Source organism: Ensifer sp. (assembly GCF_031989085.1).
In the GTDB taxonomy this organism is placed as follows: domain Bacteria; phylum Pseudomonadota; class Alphaproteobacteria; order Rhizobiales; family Rhizobiaceae; genus Ensifer.
The window spans coordinates 315098-334190 of sequence record NZ_DALZXU010000003.1; the positions used below are offsets into that span (position 1 = coordinate 315098).

The following is a 19093-nucleotide window of genomic DNA, read 5'->3' on the forward strand; positions in this document are numbered from 1 at the left end:
ATCCATGAGACCAAGGCTCAATCTCCTCATCGGTGGCGTGTTGTGCATCGTCATCATCTCGACGGCGCTGCTTGCGCCGCTGATCGCGCCGACCGATCCGGTGCTCGACGCCGACCTGATGAATGCCGAATTGCCGCCGGACGCGCAGTTCTGGTTCGGCACTGACGCGCAAGGGCGCGATGTCTTGAGCCGCATCCTCTACGGCGCCCGCATCTCGCTCGCCGTCGGCATCGGCTCGCAGGTGATCAACACGCTGATTGGCCTGGCACTCGGCATTTCGGCCGGCTATTTCGGCGGCTGGTGGGATGATTTCGTCACCGGGCTCACCAACCTGATGCTCGCGATCCCGAGCCTGATCTTTGCGCTCGCCATCATGGCGATCCTTGGCCCGGGGCTTGCCAGCCTGCTGATTGCGCTCGGCCTCACCAACTGGTCATGGACCTGCCGCATCGCCCGAAGCTCGGCGCTGTCCTTGAAGAAGCAGGGTTATGTCCAGGCGGCAAAGACGCTCGGTTACGGCGACATCCGCATCATGATCACCCAGATCCTTCCCAACATGATCGGTCCGATCCTGGTGATCGGAACGCTCGGCATGGGCGATGCGATCCTCGCGGAAGCAGCGCTTTCCTACCTCGGCCTTGGCATCAAGCCGCCCTTCCCGAGCTGGGGCAACATGCTGACCGACGCGCGCGAGCTCATCGTCATCGCGCCCTGGGCGGCGATCTTCCCGGGGCTGGCGATCTTCGTCACGGTTCTCGGGCTCAATCTTTTCGGCGACGGCCTGCGTGACTGGCTCGATCCGCATATGAGGGCGCGCCAGCTATGACGGACAACTTGCTTGAGGTCAGGGATCTACGCCTCGATATCGTCTCGGGCCGGGTGGGCCACAACGTCGTCGACAACGTGTCCTTCTCGATCGGGCGCGGTGAAGCCTATGGGCTGGTGGGTGAATCGGGCTGTGGCAAGAGCATCACCGCGCTCTCGATCATCGGCCTGCTCAAAAAGCCGCTCGCCGTGACCGGTGGCGCGTTGATTTTCGATGGCCGGGACCTGAGGGCGCTTTCAAAGCGCGAGCTGCGACGGCTTCGCGGCGAGCGCATCGCCATGATCTTCCAGGAGCCGATGACGGCGCTGAACCCTCTGTCACCGGTTGGACGGCAGATCGCCGAGATGTTCGTACTGCACAAGGGCGCCACCTGGAAGGAGGCGGAGAAGCTGGCGATCGAGGCGCTCGGCAATGTCCAGGTGCCGGCGCCGGAAGAACGGGTAAAAGCCTATCCGCACCAGATGTCCGGCGGCATGCGGCAGCGGGTGATGATCGCCATTGCGCTTGCCTGCAACCCGGACCTCCTGATCGCCGACGAGCCGACGACCGCGCTCGATGTCACGGTGCAGGCGGAGATCTTGAAGCTTGTGAAGGAGCTGTGCGCCGCGCGCGGCACGTCCGTCTTGATGATCAGCCATGACCTGGGCGTGATCGCCAACATGTGCAACAGGGTCGGCATCATGTATGCCGGGCGTCTTGTCGAAGAGAGGCCGGTCGCCGATCTCTTCCTCCATCCGGCCCATCCCTATACCGACGGCCTCTTGAAATCGCTGCCACAGCTCGGTTCGCGTCGACTGGAAGGGCGCAAGCGCCTGCAGGAGATCGAGGGCACGGTTCCGTCCATTGCCAACTTTCCGCCCGGCTGTCGGTTCCAGCCGCGTTGCCATAGGGCGACGCCTGTCTGTTCCGTCGAAATTCCACCGCCATCTGCCCTCAGCCATGACGGCTTCGTGAAGTGTTTCAATCATGAGCGATAACAACGAACCTCTGGTCCGGGTCGATGGCCTGAGCGTGCATTTCCCGGTGCGCAACGGCCTCTTCGGCCGCACCAAGCGCACCCTGCGCGCGGTCAACGACCTCAGCCTGACGCTGAACAAGGGCGAGTGCCTGTCTGTTGTCGGCGAGTCCGGTTGCGGCAAGTCGACACTTGCCCTGTCGATCCTCGGGCTGCAGGAGCCGACCTCGGGAGAGATCTTTTTCGAGGGACGATCGATCACCGGCAAGGCGCGGCCGTCGAGGCTCGAGCGCGCCGGCATGGCGCAGATGGTGTTCCAGGACCCCTACGCCTCTCTCAATCCGCGCCAGACGATCTACACGTCGCTGGCGGCGCCGTTGAAGCTGCATGGGGTCAAGGACCGCACGGAGATCGATCGGCGCATCGAAACCATGATGCAGCTTGTCGGGTTGAAGCCGGAGCAGGCGAAGCGGTTCCCGCACGAATTTTCCGGCGGCCAGCGCCAGCGCATCGGCATTGCCCGGGCGCTGATCCTCAAACCCAAGGTCGTGGTTCTGGACGAGCCGGTGTCGGCGCTCGACGTTTCCATCCGCGCCCAGATCATCAACCTGCTCCTGGAGCTGAAAGAGCAGCTGGACCTGTCCTACATCATGATCAGCCACGACCTGAGCGTGGTCGAACACATGAGCGACCGGGTGGCGGTGATGTATTTCGGCCAGATCGTGGAAACCGGCAGCTGGGACCGGGTCTTCACCGATCCGCAGCACCCCTATACGCGCCGCCTGATCGGCGCCATCCTCGATCCCGTCACCGAACTCACGGGCCAGAGCCCGGTGGATGTGCGCGAGACGCCGCGGCCGCCATCCGGCTACGACTACTATCCCCGGGAGATCGGCAAGCATGACGTCTACAGCCTGCCGCCGGCCTCGCAGCTGGTCGCGCTCAAGGACGATCATAGTGTTCGGCTGATCGCGCACGGCTGAGCCGTCTCTGCCGTGCGGCGGCAACCTCCTTTTCCCCTTGCCGGTTTGCCTGCGTGTCACGCCACGCGCAGGAAACGGGTGGTGCGATCCGTGCTTGTCGGCGAAACTCGCCTGGTTCTGCCGCTTGTAAGAGCGGTGGTCCTCACGGCGATCGTGTTGCGTTCCGCGCCACCCCGTCGCCCAATGGTCTCGCTTTCGGATGCAGACGCGATCCGGGGAAACGTCCGGCATGGATAACCAGCATCGCCCGCTTCAGAACCGTGTGACGCCGTTTGGCGACATCGTTGCCATCATGCAACGCGGCCTGTTCACCGGAAACCGCGGCATCATCCACGATCCCGCCACGAAGAGCCTGCTCAGACGACGGTGGTCGTCCAAAGCGTGGCTGATCTGTGTGTGCGATTATCGGGGTCGGCGGCGCGACGTGATGGCCGGCCGCAGCTGGACCGAGCTCTTCTTTCTCGACGAGGCGGTGGCGCTCGCCGCCGGCCATCGTCCCTGCTTCTTCTGCCGCCGGGAGGCCGCCCTCGGCTTCAGGGCTGCCTGGGCCGACGGTTCGAGCCCGCCGTCGGCGGGCGAACTCGATGCGGCGCTGCATGCGCAAAGGCAGTCTGGTGGACGCAAGCGCATCCATCCGTTGCCGCTGCCCATCACCGACCTGCCCGATGGAACGGTGGTCGTGGCAGCGGACGCCGCGTTCACGGTCGCCTCCGGGCACTGTTTTCCCTGGACGGAAGCGGGCTACCGCGCACCGGAAGCCCACGTCGACGCCGAGGGAATGCTGACGCCGCCTTCGACCTTCCATGCGCTGCGGGCCGGTTACCGCCCGGTACTGCATCCCGACATCGCCAGTTTTCTCGCCGGATTGCCATCATGACCGACCTCTTCGCCAAACTTGCTCTTGATCCATCACGCGAAGCCATGGCCGAGGGAGCGGTGCTGCTTCGCGGGTTCGCCTTGCAGGTCGAAGACCAGATCCTACCGGCCCTGCGCTCGGTCGTGGCCGGGGCGCCGTTCCGACACATGGTCACGCCGGGCGGCTACACGATGTCCGTCGCGATAAGCAATTGCGGTGCGGCAGGCTGGGTGACCGACCGGAGCGGGTATCGATACGACAGGAAAGATCCGGAAACCGGCAGGCCATGGCCGGCGCTGCCACGGTGCTTCCTCGACCTTGCAACCGCAGCGGCGGGGGAAGCGGGTTACCCGCATTTCAGGCCCGATGCCTGCCTGATCAATCGTTATGCGCCGGGCGCCCGGCTCTCGCTGCATCAGGACAAGGATGAGCACGACTTCTCGCAGCCGATCGTCTCCGTGTCGCTCGGTCTTCCCGCCACGTTCCAGTTCGGTGGGCCGAACCGCAGCGACCCGGTGCGCAAATACGCGCTGCGCCACGGCGATGTCGTCGTTTGGGGCGGTCCGTCGCGGCTCTTCTTTCACGGCGTCCCCGAATTGAAGGACGGCCACCACGAGACGCTCGGACGGATGCGCATCAACCTGACCTTCCGCTCGGCGCTTTGAAGCAAGCGTTTGCCGAAGGCATGCCGGCCGAACGAAGGCCGGGACGCAATGCGTCCCATTTACCAGATCGAAGTCTGCCGCCGCAGCATCGATTGCAGACAAGCGCCAACCATCAAGGAGACAAGCCGATGAACCAGCATGCGACAGACACCCCAGCGGATCTTGCAGAACGATCCGTCGAAGCCCGGGTCGCAGCCTATGACTGGCAGGCGATTTCGAGCGCGCTCGACGGCTTTGGGTGCGCAGTCCTCGAACAGCTGCTGTCACCGCAAGAGTGCCGGCGGATTTCGGACCTTTACCGTGAGGAGGAGCATTTCCGCAGCCACATCCACATGACGAGGCATGGCTTCGGCAGGGGGGAATATCGCTACTTCAAATATCCGCTGCCGGATGTCGTCGGTGGGCTTCGAACAGCGCTCTATCCCCGTCTCGCCGTTGTCGCCAACCAATGGAACGGTCGCATGGGCGTCGAGGACAGATATCCGCCAGAGCATGCGGACTTCCTGCGGCAGTGTCATGAGGCGGGACAGGTCCGGCCGACGCCATTGCTGCTTCAGTACGGGCCCGGCGATTTCAATTGCCTGCATCAGGATCTCTATGGCGATCTCGCCTTTCCGATCCAGGTGGCGATCCTGCTGTCGGAGCCGGGGGACGATTTCACTGGCGGCGAGTTCGTGCTGACGGAGCAGCGGCCGCGCATGCAGAGCCGTGTCGAGGTCGTTCCTCTTCGCCAGGGCGATGCCGTCGCTTTCGCCGTGCACAACCGGCCGGTTCAGGGAACGAAGGGCAATTATCGTGTCAACCTTCGCCACGGGGTCAGCCGTGTTCGCTCCGGCCAGCGCCACACCGTCGGCGTCATTTTTCACGACGCCAGGTAGCGGACATCGGCACGCCGTGGGCGCAACGGGCATCGCCGCTGGTGTCTTGGTCGAGAGCGAGGTCGTTTCGCCAAAATGCGCTTGCCGCGCGATAAAACTTGATTATAAAAGACAAGTATTATCGCACGGCATCGGCCGACCTCGGCGTTCCACGAAGTTAAGAATTATGCCTCTGAAGACGCATGGCTATCGCCACCGCATTGCTGATCTCTGACGAGGGCGAATGGTGGCAAACTCCCTCAATCACTGGCTGGGCGCATTGTTCAGGCGTCATCACAAAGAGGTGGTGCGCTACGCGGCCCGGCTGATCGGCAATCGCGACGATGGCGAGGAAGTCGTCCAGAACGCCTATCTGCGCATGGTCAGGGTGGACAGCCGAAGTGTCGACCATCCCAGGTCCTATCTGTTCAAGGCGGCACGCAATGCGGCGATCGATTTCCGCATCAAGCTGGAGCGGGAGTGGTCCCGTCGCGTCGAGCTCGATCAGGCCGACAGCCTTTCGGCATCCGACGAGTTCGCGCTCAGGCTGGAGTTCCGTGACAAGGTCGCCACGCTTTCCGTGCTGATGAACGAGCTGCCGCACGCCTGCCGCACGGCCTTCATCATGAACAAGGTCGAAGGTCATTCCCACAGGGAGATCGCCGAAAAGCTCGGGATTTCCGTGAGCATGGTCGAGAAGCATATCGTACGCGCCTTCTCGCATTGCCGCGATGTGCGGCGCGAGATCGATTACCTCTGAATTTTCGCAGCTTCCCTTTGAGGTTTTCCGGGCAGCGCAGCGTCTATGGGAATAGAGCGGCACGATCGCCGCAAAGCTTGAGGTTCGTTTGAAGCAGCCAGCATCACCACCGCCGCACTGTCCGAATGCGCAAATATCCGACGAGGCGCTGGTCTGGATCGTCCGGCTCCATTCGGGCGACGCCTCCAGCCACGATCGGCAGGAGTACGGACAATGGCGCGCGCAAAGCGCCGAGCACGAAGCGGCGGCGGCCGAAGCCGAAGCGCTCTGGAGCGATGCAGGACACCTGCGCCAGGACGGCCGGACCGGCCTCGTTTATCCCGGCAGAAACAGGGAAGGCCTTTCCCGCCGCCGGTTTCTGGCGGGGGTCGCGGGCCTCGGCGTTGTCGGAGGCGGCTTTGCCGCCGCGCGGCCGTTTCTGCGCACGCTCGGCTCCGATTACGCGACGGCGACGGCCGAGACGCGCACGATCGGCCTGCCCGACGGGTCGCGCGTCATGCTCAATGCGCGTTCGGCGATGGATATCCGTTTCGACGGGCAGATCCGCCGCGTGCTCCTGAAGGAAGGCCAGGCGTTTTTCGATGTGGCGGCCGAAGCCCGGCCCTTCACCGTCTCGGTCGGCGATACCGATGTAACCGCACTCGGAACGGCATTCGACGTCGACGCCAATGTGGCCGACGGCTCGCTTGCGGTCGCGGTCACCAGCCATTCCGTGCGTGTGCGATCCATGAGCGGTGTGTCGGCGGATCTCACGCTTTCGCAAGGGGAACGGGTGTCGATCGATGCGGATGGGATCATCGGCACGCCCATCGCCGAAGATCCGGCAGCCGCGCTTGCCTGGCAAACCGGGATGTATGTCGCGGAAAACCGGCGGCTCGGTGACGTCGTCGCGGCGCTCGGCCGCTATCATCAGGGCTGGATCGTCTTCAGTCACGACAGCCTGAAATCCAGGCTGGTCAGTGCGGTTCTGGATCTGCGCACGCCGGATGCCTCACTCGCGGCACTCGCGGCCGGACTGCAGATCCGCGTAATCAGGATGACGCGGTTCGTGACCCTGATCTCAGCGGTCTAGCCGAATTGTTGATTTTCTTTCGCCCGCCGTTGCGGATTTCCGCACCGCCTATCGTCTCGGCTTATGAGGGACGTATCCTGCCGCGCCAGGATTGGTGATCCCTCGTTCTAGGCATGGGAATAGGGGTCAGATGTCCAGTCAATTCGGGCGAAGCAATCTTTTCAACGCGCTCGTGGTCGCAGCCACGGCAGCAGGTCCAATTTCGGCGGCGGCGCCCGTCATGGCGCAGCAGGCACAGTCTGCCCGATCCGGCATCGTCGCCTTCAACATCCCGGCACAATCCCTGACCTCGGCGCTGACGGCGTTTGCACGGCAGTCCGGCCTGACGCTCGCCTATTCGGCCTCGCTGACGACGGGCAAATCCGCGCCGGCGGTCAGCGGTTCGATCTCGTCGTCGCAGGCGCTGTCCCAGCTCCTTTTGGGAACGGGTCTTTCCTATAGTCTGAAGGGTGGCACCGTCACGATTTCGGAGCGTGTCTCCGGCGCGCATGCGGTGAGCCCGGGTGACGGCGGAACGATGCTCGAGGCGATCAGCGTTCGCGGTACCGGCGTCAATCCGGTGGATGCGCCCTATGAAACGGCCGCGCCGACCGCCTTCATCTCCGAGGAAAATATCGATCGCTTCCGCGGCTCGAGCCCGGCCGACATCTTCCGCGGCACCCCCGGCGTCATGTCCGGTGAAGCGCGCAACGGCGCCGGGGCTATCGACGTCAACATCCGCGGCATGCAGGGCATGGGTCGCGTTGCAGTCACCGTCGATGGCGCAACCAACGCGGCAACCGTCTATCAGGGCTACCAGGGCATCTCCAACCGCACCTTCGTCGATCCCGATTTTCTCGGTGGCGTCGACATCACCAAGGGCTCCGATGCCGCATCGAACGGCATCGCCGGCACGGTGGCGATGCGCACGCTCAATGCCGGCGACATCGTCAAGGAGGGGCGCACTTTCGGCCTGCGCGTCAAGGGCGGCTTCGGTACCAATACCTCGAGCCCGCCGCCGGGCGGCACCACCGCCGGTTACGAATGGCCGGGTGGTACCTGGGCGCCGCCGGTCGCGACATCCAGGAGCGACGGCATGGACCGTCCGTCCTTCTTCGATCCGACCAGCGGTTCGGGCAGCATCGTCGGCGCGATGCAGGAAGAAAATGTCGACTTCATCGCCGGCTACGCCTATCGCCGCCAGGGCAACTATCACGCCGGTACCAATGGCCCCGCGGCCAAGCCCGTCAGCCTGGGGCCGCAACCCTATTGCTACCAGAGCGGCGTATGCCCCCCGGGGCTTATCTGGAAGGACTACATCGACAATAGCGGCATCGCCAACTATCGCGCCGGCGAGGAGGTGCTCAATACCCAGCTGCAGACCAAATCCGTTCTCGCCAAGGGCACGGTGCGTTTCGAGGACGGCCACAGCCTGCAGTTCGGCTACAACGGTTTTCGCAGCGAAGCGGGAGACCTGCTCGCCTCGCGCCTGACGTCGGACCGCAGCCAGGCCATGCAGCAGCCGCAGACGGTCGGAACGAAGGTCGACGCCGGTACGTTGCGTTATGGCTGGAAGCCCGATGACAGCGACCTGATCGACCTGAAGGCCAATCTCTGGGCGACGCGCCTCGAACTTCGCAATCCCAGGCGGACCGGTCTGCCGTTCCCCCGACCTGAGGATTTCGGCCTGCCGGCGAACTTCCGCACCGGCTCCGATACGATCATGTGGGGCGCGGACGTTGCCAATACCTCGGCGCTGACGACGGACTACGGCGGGCTCGACCTGACCTATGGCCTGTCGTTCCAGAGCGAGGACACCCGGCCGAGCGCCTTCACGCCCGTGCTCGAAAGCTGGCTCGATCTACGCGATGGCACGAGACAGGAGGCGGCAGCCTTCGCCAAGGCCGCCTTCAAGCCGACCGATTGGCTGACGGTCAATGGTGGCTTGCGCTACCAGCATTACTGGTCGAAGGACCGCAATGCGCCCGAACAACCCAGGCAGGACTACGTCTACGACACCTCGCTCAGCGACGGCGGCTTCAGCCCTTCGCTCGGCGTCACGATTGAACCGTTCGATGGTACGCAGTTCTATGTGAACTATTCCAACGCCCTGCGCTCGCCCAGCATCATGGAGGCGGTCTCCGCCTTCACCATGAATATCAATTCCGATATCGTGCCAGAGCGCTCCAGCAACTGGGAGGTGGGTACGAACCTGCGCCGCGACGGCCTCATTGCCGCCGACGATCAGGCGATGATGAAACTCGGGTTCTTCGACTGGAACGTCGACAACTACATCGCGCGCGAATGGCACACCGACCCCCGGGGCGTCTCGGGCATGCGGATCCACAACATCGCCGGCGCGCACTTCCAGGGCATCGAACTCTCGGGGCGCTACGAGCGCGGCGGCTTCACCGCCGAACTCGCGGCCAACTATTACACCGATGTCGAGTTTTGCCGCACGGCGGCCACATGCGGGAACAAGTCGCTCTATGCCGATTACGCCACCAACCAGGTCCCGCCGGAATACACGCTGGCGCTGACCCTGTCGCAGACCTTCCTCGACGACGCGCTGACCGTTGGCGGCCGGGTGTCGCGCACGGGCTCGCGCGCCATCGGTCATGGCGATGTGACGGCGCAGGGCGCTTCGCAGTTCATCTCTCAGATCAACTGGAAGCCCTTTACGCTGGTGGATGCATTCGCCGAATACAAGATCAACGACGGGCTGACCGCCAGCTTCCGGATCGAGAACCTCACAGACGCCTATTATGTCGACCCCTTGAGCCTGGTGCAGCAGCCCGGCCCCGGGCGGACCTTTTATGCGTCTCTGAAGGCCGAGTTCTGATTTTTTCCCGACCTCCTGATCTGACAGCGGCCGTGCCGGAGCTTGCCTTCGGCACGGCAATGCCAGGCTGAATTGCGGCTTTGGCGACAGGCGCCATCTCTGGTAAGCGGCATGATGCAATGGCCCATACAAAAGAGCGGTCGTTGCCGGTGTGTCGGAAGAAGAGTTGGGCCATGCGTGCGAGCCTTAGTGAAATAGCCGCCGTTCTCGGGCGTGCGGACGTCCTGTCGGCCGTGGTGATCGACACCGGACAGAACAGTCTCGTGCTCGATACCGGCGAACTGATCGTCCGGGTGCCCCGGCACGATCAAGCCGGTCGGGATATCGAGAGGGAGGCGAAGGTGCTCGCGGCGCTTGCCGGCCGGCTGCCGCTTGCCATTCCAAGCGTAGACGTCATCACGCTTTCCTCGGGAATTATCGCCGTGCACGCGAAGTTGCCCGGCATACCTCTGCTCGATCTAGACGGTTTAAGCGTTGCGGGCCGACAACGGCTGGCCGACACGCTCGCTGGCTTTCTCAATATGCTGCACGCGCTGCCCCTTGATACTGTCGGTGTGCCGGACGAAGCGGATGACCCGCTCGCCGAATGGCGCGACCTCTTCACCGATGTCGACGCCAGGGTGTTGCCGTTGTTGCCGGCCAAGATCGCCACAGCGGTCCGCCACCGGTTCGAGCGCTTTCTCGTCGACAGCGGCAAGCCTTTGCCGAGAACGGTCATCCATGGTGACTTCGGCACCGGAAACATCCTCGTCGACGACGGGCGCGTCTCGGGCGTCATCGACTTTGCCGGATGCGCGATCGGCGACCCGGCCTATGATCTCGCCAGCCTTTCCGCCGGTCTCGGCGACGATTTCCTTACGCTGATGCGCCGATCCTATCGCGGGATCGATGCCATGCGGGACCGGATCGGCTTCTACCGAAGCACATTTCCGCTGCTCGACGTGCTCGTCGGTCTGGACCACGGCGATGACGGCGCCCTCAATGCGGGGCTCGAAGCGTTGCGAGGCGGGTAACGCCTGCTTCTCCAACGTCAGCGCCGGCATGGCTCGCTTCGGCGAGCGCCTCCTGGTTCCCGTCGTTTGCCCGGTTTCCCGTTCAGAGCAAAAGCCCAAGCACGATCGCGGCGACGGCCGAGGTCAGAATGCCATTGAGCGCCATGGCGAGGCCCGAAAACGTGCCGGCGATCTCGTTGACCTGGAAAGCCCGCGCCGTGCCAATCCCGTGTGAGGTCAGGCCGGCGGCGAAACCGCGCGCGGCGTAATTCTTGATCCGCAGCAGGTTCATCAGCGGCGTTACGATGATCGCCCCGAGCACGCCGGTAAAGATGACGAGAAGCGCCGTCAGTGCCGGGTCGCCGCCGAGCTGCTGCGAAATGCCGACGGCGATGCCGGCGGTGGCCGACTTCGGTGCCAAGGATATCGCGACGCTGTCGGGCGCACCGAGCAGCAGGGCAATGCTGGTGGCACAGACGATCGCCGTCAGGCTGCCGGCGAAGAGCGCGACAAGGACCGGCACGAAATTTTGCCGGATCAGCAGCCGGTTGCGGTAAAGCGGAACGGCGAGCGCCACCGTCGCGGGCCCGAGCGCGAAATGCACGAACTGCGCCCCGTCGAAATAGGTCGAATAGGATGTGCCGGTGACCGTGAGGATCAGAACGACGAGTGCGACGGCGATCAGCACGGGATTGACGATCGGGTTGAAACCGCTGAGCGCGGCCAGCCGCTGCGCGGCGATGAAGGCGCCGATCGTCACCGTCAGCCACAGAAGCGGGCTGGTCGAGAGATAGACCCAGAGTTCGAAGACGCGGCCGCTAGTGTCCATTGCCGGCTCCCTTCGCGCCGATCAATCGGCTGGCGAGCAGGAAGGCCCCGACCGTGACCATCAGCGTGACCACGGTCGATACAACGACGGCGATAACGATGGTGCCGGCATAGTCGTAGATCAGCCGGTAGTTCTGCATCACCCCGACGCCGAGCGGCACGAACAACACGCCGAGGTTCTTGAGCAGGGTGTCGGCGGCGCCGCTGACGCGGGTGTGGGCAGGGCCATCCTCTGACCCCGCTCTCCTATCGGCAAACCAGAGATAGGCCACCAGAAGCACGATGCCGAGCGCGGGAGCAGGCATGCTCAGGTCGAGTGTTCTGACAATGATCTCACCGATCAGTTGGCAGACCAGTATGACAAACAATCCTTCCATCGCCGTCTCCCGCAGTGTCCGCGGAGAGGTCCCCGTGGCGCATTTGCCTCATCAATCGGTGCTTCGTAGCCGAAATCCCTCCGTGATGCCTACCGCATAATCGCCAAACACTCAGTGATGCGCCGCGGCGACTGGAACCTCGTTGCCATCGCGGTCGTAGAGCTTGCCGTCGCGATAGTGGTCGCCGTCGCGCAGGGCGGAAATGTCCTGATAGCGGATGATGCGCTCCGTGCCGGCCACGAACACCGACTGCTGGTCGGAATTGCCGGCCTTGAAGTGGTTGAAGAGCAGATTGAGCGAGATCGCCATGATTGCCGACGAGCTGATGCCGGAATGGAAGATGGTCTCGAACCAGGCCGGGAACTGATCGTAAAAATGTGGTGCCGCGATCGGGATCATGCCGAAGCCTATGGAGGTGGCGACGATGACCAGGTTCATGTTGTTCTGGTAGTCGACCTTGGAGAGCGAGCGGATACCGCTTGCCGCCACCGTGCCGAAGAGCACGATCCCGGCGCCGCCGAGCACGGCTGGCGGAACGGCGGCAATCACCCGGCCCATCACCGGCAGGATGCCGAGCGTCACCAGGATGAGGCCACCGGTCGCGACCGCATATCGGCTCTTGATGCCGGTGACTGCCACCAGCCCGACATTTTGGGCAAAGGCGCTCTGGGTGAACGAACCGAAGATCGGGGCAAACAGGCTCGATATCATGTCGGCGCGCAGGCCGTCACCGAGCCGTCTGGAATCGACCTTTGTGCCGATGATCTCGCCGACGGCGAGAATATCGGCCGATGTCTCGACCAGGATCACCAGGAGAACGATGAACATCGAGATGATCGCCGCCGCCGTAAACACCGGCGCGCCAAAATGGAAAGGAGAGGGGAAGGCAAGGATCGGACCATCTGCGACCTTGGAAAAATCGGTCATCCCGAAGGCGAGCGCGATCAGGGTGCCGATGACCATGGCAAGCAGGATCGACAGCCGCGAAATGCTGGAGCTGCCGACCTTGCTCAGAAGCAGGACGGTGAGCAGGGTCACCGCCGCCAGCCCGATATTGCTGACGCTGCCGAAATCGGGCGCGGTCGGATTGCCGCCCATGGCCCAGCGCGCGGCGACCGGCATCAGCGTCAGGCCGATCGTGGTGATGACGATGCCGGTGACGAGCGGCGGAAAGAACCGGGTGATGCGCGAGAAGATCGGCGTGATCGCAAGGCCGACGAGCGAGGCGACCATGACCGCGCCCATCACCGCCGGCAGGCCGCCGCCTTCACGGCTGGTGACGATCGCCACCATGGTGGCGACGCCGGCAAACGAGACGCCCTGCACCAGCGGCAACTGGCAGCCGAAGAACGGAATGCCGATAGTCTGGAGAATGGTCGCGAGGCCCCCGGCAAACAGCGATGCGGTGATCAAAAGGCCGATATCGGCCGGCGACAGTCCGGCGGCCTGGCCGATGATCAGGGGGACGGCGACGATGCCGCCATACATGGTGAGCACGTGCTGGAGGCCGTAGACCAGGTTCGCGCCGGCGCCGAGGCGCTTGTCCTCCGGCCGCTCGATTGTGCGTTCATTGCGGTCGTTTCGATGCGAAACATCCATGTGCCTCCTCCCAGATGCGTGTTCAGTTCAATCTGCGCGTCTCCTCAAACGCGATGACGGAACTATAGGCCGAGTTCTTCAGCACCATTGCATGCGGGTGATTTGAAGTTGTTTTCGGTTTGCGAGCGGTAATGGCGTCTCGCTGGATCGTCGCAAGGGCGGCCTCTACCGCGCCGCCGCCTGCACCACCGTCACGGCGATCATGTGGAAGACGTCGTCGGCCGTGCAGCCACGCGAAAGATCGTTGGCGGGCTTGGCGAGGCCCTGCAGCACAGGGCCGATGGCGGTCGCGCCGCCGATGCGCTGGGCGATCTTGTAGCCGATATTGGCGGCATCGAGATTGGGGAAGATGAAGACGTTGGCCTGCCCGTGCAGCGCCGAATTGGGCGCTTTCGCCGACGAGACCGCTTCGACGAAGGCGGTGTCGAATTGCAGTTCCCCGTCGATCAGCAGGTCGGGGTGGGCGGCGCGGGCGATGTTCGTTGCCTCGACCACCTTGGAGACGCGGTCGTGCGCAGCGCTGCCATTGGTCGAGAAGGAGAGCATCGCGACCTTGGCGCGGTCCCCGAGCAGTGCCTCGTAGGAGCGTGCCGACATGGCTGCGATATCGGCAAGGCCTGTGGCATCCGGGTCGACGACGAGGCCGCAGTCGGAAAAGACGAAGGCGCCCTTCTTTGCGTGATGAGGCTGGCACAGCATCATCAGGAAGAAACTGGAGACGAGCCCGGCATCCGGCGCCCGGCCGATCACCTGAAGCGCGGTGCGCACGGTATCGGCGGTGGTCGCGACCGCCCCACCGATGGTGCCGTCGGCCTCATCCTCGCGCACCATCATGGCGGCAAAGACCAGGTTTTCTCGTACTGCCGTCTCGGCCGCCTGTCGGTCGACGCCCTTGCTCCGGCGCAGCTGGTGGTATCCGCAGGCAAACCGTTCCGTCAGCGCTGAGGTTACCGGATCTTCGATCCGGACGTCCCCGTCGCTGCCACCCTGCTCGCGCAGGCGGTCGCCGACGATATCGTGCCGTCCGACGAGGGTGATATCGCCAAGACCCTCGGCCTTGGCACGCAGGGCGGCTGCGACCACGCGGGCATCCTCACCCTCGGCGAGCACGATATGGCGCGGCGCTTGTCTTGCGGTTTGAAGGATCTTGTCGAGCGGTTTCATCACAGATGCCCCAGATAATGCATGCCGACGAGTATGAAGACGCCGAGGAAAATGGTTTCGGCAACGACGAGCGCGACGGCGTCGCCGCCGACATCGAGCACGCGGCGCAGCGACGTCTTCATGCCGACGGCGACGATGCCGGCCAAAAGCGCCCAGCGCGACGCTTCCATGCCGAGTTCGGCGACGAAGCTCGGCACCATTCCACCGGAATTCATGGCAGCAAGGATCAGGAAGGCGACGACGAAGCCCGGCAGCAACGGCGGGCGCTTGCCGGCCTCCACGCCTTCCTGCGGGACGTTGCGAAGCACGATCGAAAAGATGAGCACGACAGGCGCCAGCATCGTCACCCGGATGAGCTTGACCAGCGTCGCCGTCTCGCCGGCCTCAGGCGACACGGAAAAGCCGGCGCCGACCACTTGCGCCACGTCATGGATGGTGCCGCCGAAGAAGATGCCGGTGCCCCGGGCATCGAGCCCAAGCGACTGGGCGAGGATGGGATAGCCGATCATCGCGAGCGTGCTCAGAACCGTCACCGACAGCACGGTGAAGATCAGGTTGCGTTCGGAAAACTCATTCTTCGGCAGGACGGCGGCGATTGCCATCGCGGCGGACGCGCCGCAGATCGCGACCGCGCCGCTGGTCAAAAGCGCAAGTCGCCAGCCCCGGCCGAGCACCTTGGCAGCGGCCAGCCCGAACAGGATGGTTGCGGCGATGGCGGCGACCAGGAGGAGGATGGTGCCGCTGCCGAGCCCGATCAGGAGGTCGACGCTGATGCGCATGCCGAGCAGGGCGACGCCGATCCTGAGGATCTTCTTGGCCGACAGCTCTATGCCGGCGACGCAGCGCCCTTCCTCGGAGAGAAAGTGAAAGGCGATGCCAAGCAGCAGCGCCATCAGCATGGCAGGCGCGCCATAATGATCGGACAGGAACTGTGCGGCCATAGCGACTGCTGCCGTCACCAGCAGGCCGGGACCATAGGTCGACAGGGCCGCCGGCAGTCCCTGGAACCGCCGCGTCGTTTCGGATACCGCGCTCATGTGAAATTTCCCGTCTGAGAATGCCAAGTCGGACGCTCATGCCCGGCGACCGATGTCGCCGGGCATGGACCTGATGTCAGATATGTTGCTGCGGCCGCATGTCCGCGCGCTCGATGCCGGCCACCTGCACCGGCTTCTTCATCGCGTCACGACGGAAGGGCTCGCCCAGTTCCTGGTTGAGGATGACTTCGACGAAGGTCGTCACGCCCTTGGCCTGGTCCTGAAGTGCCTGCTGCAGGGCGGCCGTCAGGTCGGCTTGCGTGTCGACCGTCACGCCCTTGAGGCCGCAGCCGTCGGCCACTTTCGCGTAGCTGAGGTTGGGGTTGAGCTCGGTGCCGACGAAGTTGTTGTCGTACCAGAGCGTCGTGTTGCGCTTTTCCGCTCCCCACTGGAAATTGCGGAAGATCACCATGGTGATCGGCGGCCAGCCGGCTCGGCCGATGGAGGTCATTTCGTTCATCGAGATGCCGAAGGCGCCATCACCGGCAAAGCCGACCACCGGCACGTCAGGGCAACCGATCTTGGCGCCGACGATCGACGGGAAGCCGTAGCCGCAAGGGCCGAACATGCCGGGCGCCAAGTATTTGCGGCCCTGCTCGAAGCTCGGATAGGCGTTGCCGATGGCGCAGTTGTTGCCGATGTCGGTCGAGATGATCGCGTCCTTGGGCAGCGCCGCCTGGATCGCCCGCCATGCCTGGCGCGGCGACATGCGGTCGGTCTCGCGGCGACGCGCTTCGGCGTTCCATTCGGTGCCCGGGTCGTCGTCCTCATGGTCCATCGACGACAGCTGCTGCAGCCAGGCAGAGCGGGTGGTGTGGATCAGCGCCTTGCGTTCCTCGCGGCCGATGTCGCCGGCCGTGGGCGACAGCTGCTCGAGGATCTGGCTTGCCACCTGCTTGGCGTCGCCGCAGATGCCGACCGTGACCTTCTTCGTCAGGCCGATGCGATCGGAGTTGATGTCGACCTGGATGATCGCGGCATTCTTCGGCCAGTAGTCGATGCCATAGCCCGGAAGCGTCGAGAACGGGTTGAGGCGGGTGCCGAGGGCGAGCACGACATCGGCCTTTGCGATCAGTTCCATTGCCGCCTTGGAGCCATTGTAGCCGAGCGGGCCGGCCGCCAGGCGGTGGCCGCCGGGAAACGCGTCGTTGTGCTGATAGCCGCAGCATACCGGGGCGTCGAGCCGTTCGGCGAGCGCAATGGAAGCGCCGATCGCGCCGCCGATGACCACGCCGGCACCATTGAGGATAACGGGGAATTTCGCTTCCGACAGCAATTTCGCGGCCTCGGAAATCGCCTGCTTGCCGCCGGACGGGCGTTCCAGCCGGACGATGCTCGGCAGTTCCACGTCGATCACCTGCGTCCAGTAATCGCGCGGGATGTTGATCTGCGCCGGGGCGCAGCCGCGCCAGGCCTTCTCGATCACCCGGTTGAGCACCTCGGGAACGCGGCTCGCGTCGCGCACCTCTTCCTGGTAGCAGACCATCTCTTCAAACAGCGCCATCTGGTCGACTTCCTGGAAGCCGCCCTGACCGATGGTCTTGTTGGCCGCCTGCGGTGTTACCAGCAGCATGGGCGTGTGGTTCCAGTAGGCGGTCTTGACCGCCGTCACGAAGCCGGTGACCCCTGGGCCGTTCTGGGCGATCGCCATCGACATGTTGCCGGTGACGCGGGTGTAGCCGTCGGCGATCAGCGCCGCGTTGGTTTCATGGGCGCAGTCCCAGAAGGTGATGCCGGCTTTCGGAAAGAGGTCGGAGACCGGCATCATCGCCGAACCGATGATACCGAAGGCATGCTCGATGCCGTGCATCTGGAGGACTTTGATGAAAGCCTCTTCGGTCGTCATTTTCATTGTCTTGTTCCTTTCATGTTGAATTTGGCGCCGACCGAGCGGCTAGAGGATTTCGTCTTTCAGGTAGTACCAGCGGTACATTCCCCACTGGCCGATGCGCCTGAACGGCGTCAGCAGCCCGTGACTGGGGAGGGGAGAGGTGAAGATCGGCAGGTCGAGGGCGCCGCCCTTGCCGGCGACCATCTGCGCCATGCGCCGTCCGGCCTGGGCCGAATACATGACGCCGTTGCCGCCATAGCCCATGGCGTAGAACAGCGCCTGTTGCGGATCCGGGCGAAAGATGCGCGGCATCATGTCGTGGCTGACGTCGACCCAGCCCCACCAGGAGTAATCCACCTTGATGCCTGTCAGCACCGGGAACTTGCGGTAGAGGCCTTCGAGCAGGCGATCGAGATGCTTCGGGTTGACCGCGTCCGTGCCGGTAATCGCGCTGCGGCTGCCGATCTGCACGCGGCCGTCCGGCAACAGCCGGTAGTAGTGCCGCAGGGTGCGCGTGTCGGTGAGCGGGATGTGCGTGCGGAAGTTCAGCGCCGCCCGCTCGTCGTCGGTGAGCACGCGGGTGACGATCGAGTTGGAGAGGATCGGCATCAAGCGGTGCTTGGTCAGCGAATGCAGGCCGGGTGAGGTATAGCCCGCTGTGGCAAAACACACCGTCCTTGCCCGCACGGTGCCGCCGGGAGTGCGGAGGTAGAAGGCCCCGTTTTTCCGGACGCAGCCTAGAACCGGGCTCGACGTGTGAATACGGGCACCGAGCTTGCGCGCAAGCGTGAGATAGCCGAAGGCGAGCTTGGCGGCGTGGATGCCCATGCCGTCGGGTTCGTAAAGCGCGCCGACCGCCTCGTTGTCACGGACGAAGTCGCGGTGGATCTCCTCGCGGCCGAGGATACGCGTGCGGTAGCCGAAGACATCGTTGAGGATGCGGGATTCGGTTTCAAGCGTCGGCATCACCTTGTTGCGATGGGCGATATAGAGATGCCCGCCGTCCTGAGGGTCACAGTTGATCTCCGGCGAGCGGATCAGGTCGCGGAAGAGATCGAAGGCCTCGCTGATCTCGACGTGCAGCTTTTTGGCGACGTCGACGCCCCAACGCTCGATCCACTGCGAGCGCTTGAGCCGGCCGGCGGAAATCTGCGCCTGGCCACCGTTGCGGGTGCTGCAGCCCCAGGCGACGCCGTTGGCTTCCAGCACCGTCGCCTTGATGCCGTGCTCCCGGGCCAGATGAATGGCGCAGGAGAGGCCGGTGTAGCCCGAGCCGACGATCGCGACGTCGACATCGACATCCCCAAGGATAGGGCCGTCGTCTGCCGGGGGCGGGCCGGCCGTTGCGATCCAGTAGGTCGGCGCATAGTCCTTGCCCTCGCCGGGATTGCTCGCGTGGTTGGGGTCATATGCCGGGTCGAAGGGCTTGCTCGGCCTGACTGTTCTGACAAGCTGTTCCATGACGGTCTC

17 protein-coding genes are annotated in these 19093 nt (G+C 64.2%); 10 read left to right on the forward strand and 7 right to left on the reverse strand.

All coding sequences use genetic code 11. From position 1 onward, the window contains the following. Positions 1–4 precede the first annotated feature (4 nt). The 10 genes from RTP54_RS18535 (at position 5) to RTP54_RS18580 (ending at position 10808) form a co-directional block, all read left to right on the forward strand. Entirely contained in the window at positions 5–826 is an 822-nt protein-coding gene (locus RTP54_RS18535) for an ABC transporter permease (RefSeq protein WP_112805999.1), read from the forward strand. After that, positions 823–1803, forward strand: a complete 981-nt coding sequence (locus RTP54_RS18540; RefSeq protein WP_312364901.1) for an ABC transporter ATP-binding protein — start codon at positions 823–825, stop codon at positions 1801–1803. Before RTP54_RS18535 ends, RTP54_RS18540 begins: the two co-directional genes overlap by 4 nt. Beyond that, complete coding sequence (locus tag RTP54_RS18545) at positions 1793–2764, forward strand: ABC transporter ATP-binding protein (protein WP_112832912.1); 972 nt, start codon at positions 1793–1795, stop codon at positions 2762–2764. The genes RTP54_RS18540 and RTP54_RS18545 overlap by 11 nt, the downstream gene beginning before the upstream one ends. A gap of 229 nt (positions 2765–2993) precedes the next feature. Continuing rightward, positions 2994–3641 carry a hypothetical protein gene (locus RTP54_RS18550; RefSeq protein ID WP_312364904.1) on the forward strand — a complete coding sequence of 216 codons (648 nt, stop codon included), beginning with the start codon at positions 2994–2996 and terminating at the stop codon, positions 3639–3641. Next, positions 3638–4285 (forward strand): DNA oxidative demethylase AlkB, encoded by a 648-nt coding sequence (gene alkB / locus RTP54_RS18555; protein ID WP_312364906.1) that lies wholly within the window; start codon positions 3638–3640, stop codon positions 4283–4285. Before RTP54_RS18550 ends, alkB begins: the two co-directional genes overlap by 4 nt. Positions 4286–4413: 128 nt before the next feature. After that, complete coding sequence (locus RTP54_RS18560; RefSeq protein WP_312364908.1) at positions 4414–5163, forward strand: 2OG-Fe(II) oxygenase; 750 nt, start codon at positions 4414–4416, stop codon at positions 5161–5163. A 223-nt stretch (positions 5164–5386) separates the two neighbouring features. Then, positions 5387–5902: a sigma-70 family RNA polymerase sigma factor gene (locus tag RTP54_RS18565; protein ID WP_312364910.1), complete on the forward strand. Its 516-nt coding sequence runs from the start codon at positions 5387–5389 to the stop codon at positions 5900–5902. Between the two features lie 88 nt (positions 5903–5990). Further along, a complete protein-coding gene (locus RTP54_RS18570; RefSeq protein ID WP_312364912.1) occupies positions 5991–6974 on the forward strand; it encodes a FecR family protein in 984 nt (327 codons plus the stop codon). 130 nt (positions 6975–7104) lie between these two features. Next, complete coding sequence (locus RTP54_RS18575; RefSeq protein ID WP_312364914.1) at positions 7105–9795, forward strand: TonB-dependent receptor; 2691 nt, start codon at positions 7105–7107, stop codon at positions 9793–9795. Between the two features lie 173 nt (positions 9796–9968). After that, positions 9969–10808, forward strand: coding sequence for a phosphotransferase (locus RTP54_RS18580; RefSeq protein ID WP_312364916.1), 840 nt, complete (start codon positions 9969–9971; stop codon positions 10806–10808). 82 nt (positions 10809–10890) lie between these two features. Here the strand turns inward: RTP54_RS18580 and RTP54_RS18585 are convergent, their stop codons facing one another. From RTP54_RS18585 to RTP54_RS18615, 7 genes are all read right to left on the reverse strand, one after another. After that, positions 10891–11616: an LrgB family protein gene (locus RTP54_RS18585; RefSeq protein ID WP_112815856.1), complete on the reverse strand. Its 726-nt coding sequence runs from the start codon at positions 11614–11616 to the stop codon at positions 10891–10893. After that, entirely contained in the window at positions 11606–11992 is a 387-nt protein-coding gene (locus tag RTP54_RS18590) for a CidA/LrgA family protein (RefSeq protein WP_312364919.1), read from the reverse strand. The genes RTP54_RS18585 and RTP54_RS18590 overlap by 11 nt, the downstream gene beginning before the upstream one ends. 111 nt (positions 11993–12103) lie before the next feature. Further along, positions 12104–13591: a nucleobase:cation symporter-2 family protein gene (locus RTP54_RS18595; protein ID WP_312364920.1), complete on the reverse strand. Its 1488-nt coding sequence runs from the start codon at positions 13589–13591 to the stop codon at positions 12104–12106. Positions 13592–13756: 165 nt separating this feature from the next. After that, positions 13757–14755: a phosphate acetyltransferase gene (pta, locus tag RTP54_RS18600; protein ID WP_312364921.1), complete on the reverse strand. Its 999-nt coding sequence runs from the start codon at positions 14753–14755 to the stop codon at positions 13757–13759. Further along, positions 14755–15792 carry a YeiH family protein gene (locus RTP54_RS18605; protein ID WP_112832907.1) on the reverse strand — a complete coding sequence of 346 codons (1038 nt, stop codon included), beginning with the start codon at positions 15790–15792 and terminating at the stop codon, positions 14755–14757. The genes pta and RTP54_RS18605 overlap by 1 nt, the downstream gene beginning before the upstream one ends. 76 nt (positions 15793–15868) lie before the next feature. Then, positions 15869–17644: a sulfoacetaldehyde acetyltransferase gene (xsc, locus tag RTP54_RS18610; RefSeq protein ID WP_112815851.1), complete on the reverse strand. Its 1776-nt coding sequence runs from the start codon at positions 17642–17644 to the stop codon at positions 15869–15871. Between the two features lie 42 nt (positions 17645–17686). Next, the gene (locus RTP54_RS18615) at positions 17687–19084 is read right to left on the reverse strand and encodes an FAD-binding oxidoreductase (protein WP_312364923.1); all 1398 of its coding nucleotides are present in this window, start codon (positions 19082–19084) and stop codon (positions 17687–17689) included. Positions 19085–19093 lie beyond the last annotated feature (9 nt).

Coding starts and splice junctions, on each gene's coding strand:
- RTP54_RS18535 (WP_112805999.1), top strand. CDS start 5: ATGAGACCAAGGCTCAATCTCCTCATCGGTGGCGTGTTGTGCATCGTC.
- RTP54_RS18605 (WP_112832907.1), bottom strand. CDS start 15,792: ATGAGCGCGGTATCCGAAACGACGCGGCGGTTCCAGGGACTGCCGGCG.
- RTP54_RS18550 (WP_312364904.1), top strand. CDS start 2,994: ATGGATAACCAGCATCGCCCGCTTCAGAACCGTGTGACGCCGTTTGGC.
- RTP54_RS18560 (WP_312364908.1), top strand. CDS start 4,414: ATGAACCAGCATGCGACAGACACCCCAGCGGATCTTGCAGAACGATCC.
- RTP54_RS18545 (WP_112832912.1), top strand. CDS start 1,793: ATGAGCGATAACAACGAACCTCTGGTCCGGGTCGATGGCCTGAGCGTG.
- RTP54_RS18565 (WP_312364910.1), top strand. CDS start 5,387: ATGGTGGCAAACTCCCTCAATCACTGGCTGGGCGCATTGTTCAGGCGT.
- pta (WP_312364921.1), bottom strand. CDS start 14,755: ATGAAACCGCTCGACAAGATCCTTCAAACCGCAAGACAAGCGCCGCGC.
- RTP54_RS18595 (WP_312364920.1), bottom strand. CDS start 13,591: ATGGATGTTTCGCATCGAAACGACCGCAATGAACGCACAATCGAGCGG.
- RTP54_RS18615 (WP_312364923.1), bottom strand. CDS start 19,084: ATGGAACAGCTTGTCAGAACAGTCAGGCCGAGCAAGCCCTTCGACCCG.
- RTP54_RS18590 (WP_312364919.1), bottom strand. CDS start 11,992: ATGGAAGGATTGTTTGTCATACTGGTCTGCCAACTGATCGGTGAGATC.
- RTP54_RS18580 (WP_312364916.1), top strand. CDS start 9,969: ATGCGTGCGAGCCTTAGTGAAATAGCCGCCGTTCTCGGGCGTGCGGAC.
- RTP54_RS18585 (WP_112815856.1), bottom strand. CDS start 11,616: ATGGACACTAGCGGCCGCGTCTTCGAACTCTGGGTCTATCTCTCGACC.
- xsc (WP_112815851.1), bottom strand. CDS start 17,644: ATGAAAATGACGACCGAAGAGGCTTTCATCAAAGTCCTCCAGATGCAC.
- alkB (WP_312364906.1), top strand. CDS start 3,638: ATGACCGACCTCTTCGCCAAACTTGCTCTTGATCCATCACGCGAAGCC.
- RTP54_RS18575 (WP_312364914.1), top strand. CDS start 7,105: ATGTCCAGTCAATTCGGGCGAAGCAATCTTTTCAACGCGCTCGTGGTC.
- RTP54_RS18540 (WP_312364901.1), top strand. CDS start 823: ATGACGGACAACTTGCTTGAGGTCAGGGATCTACGCCTCGATATCGTC.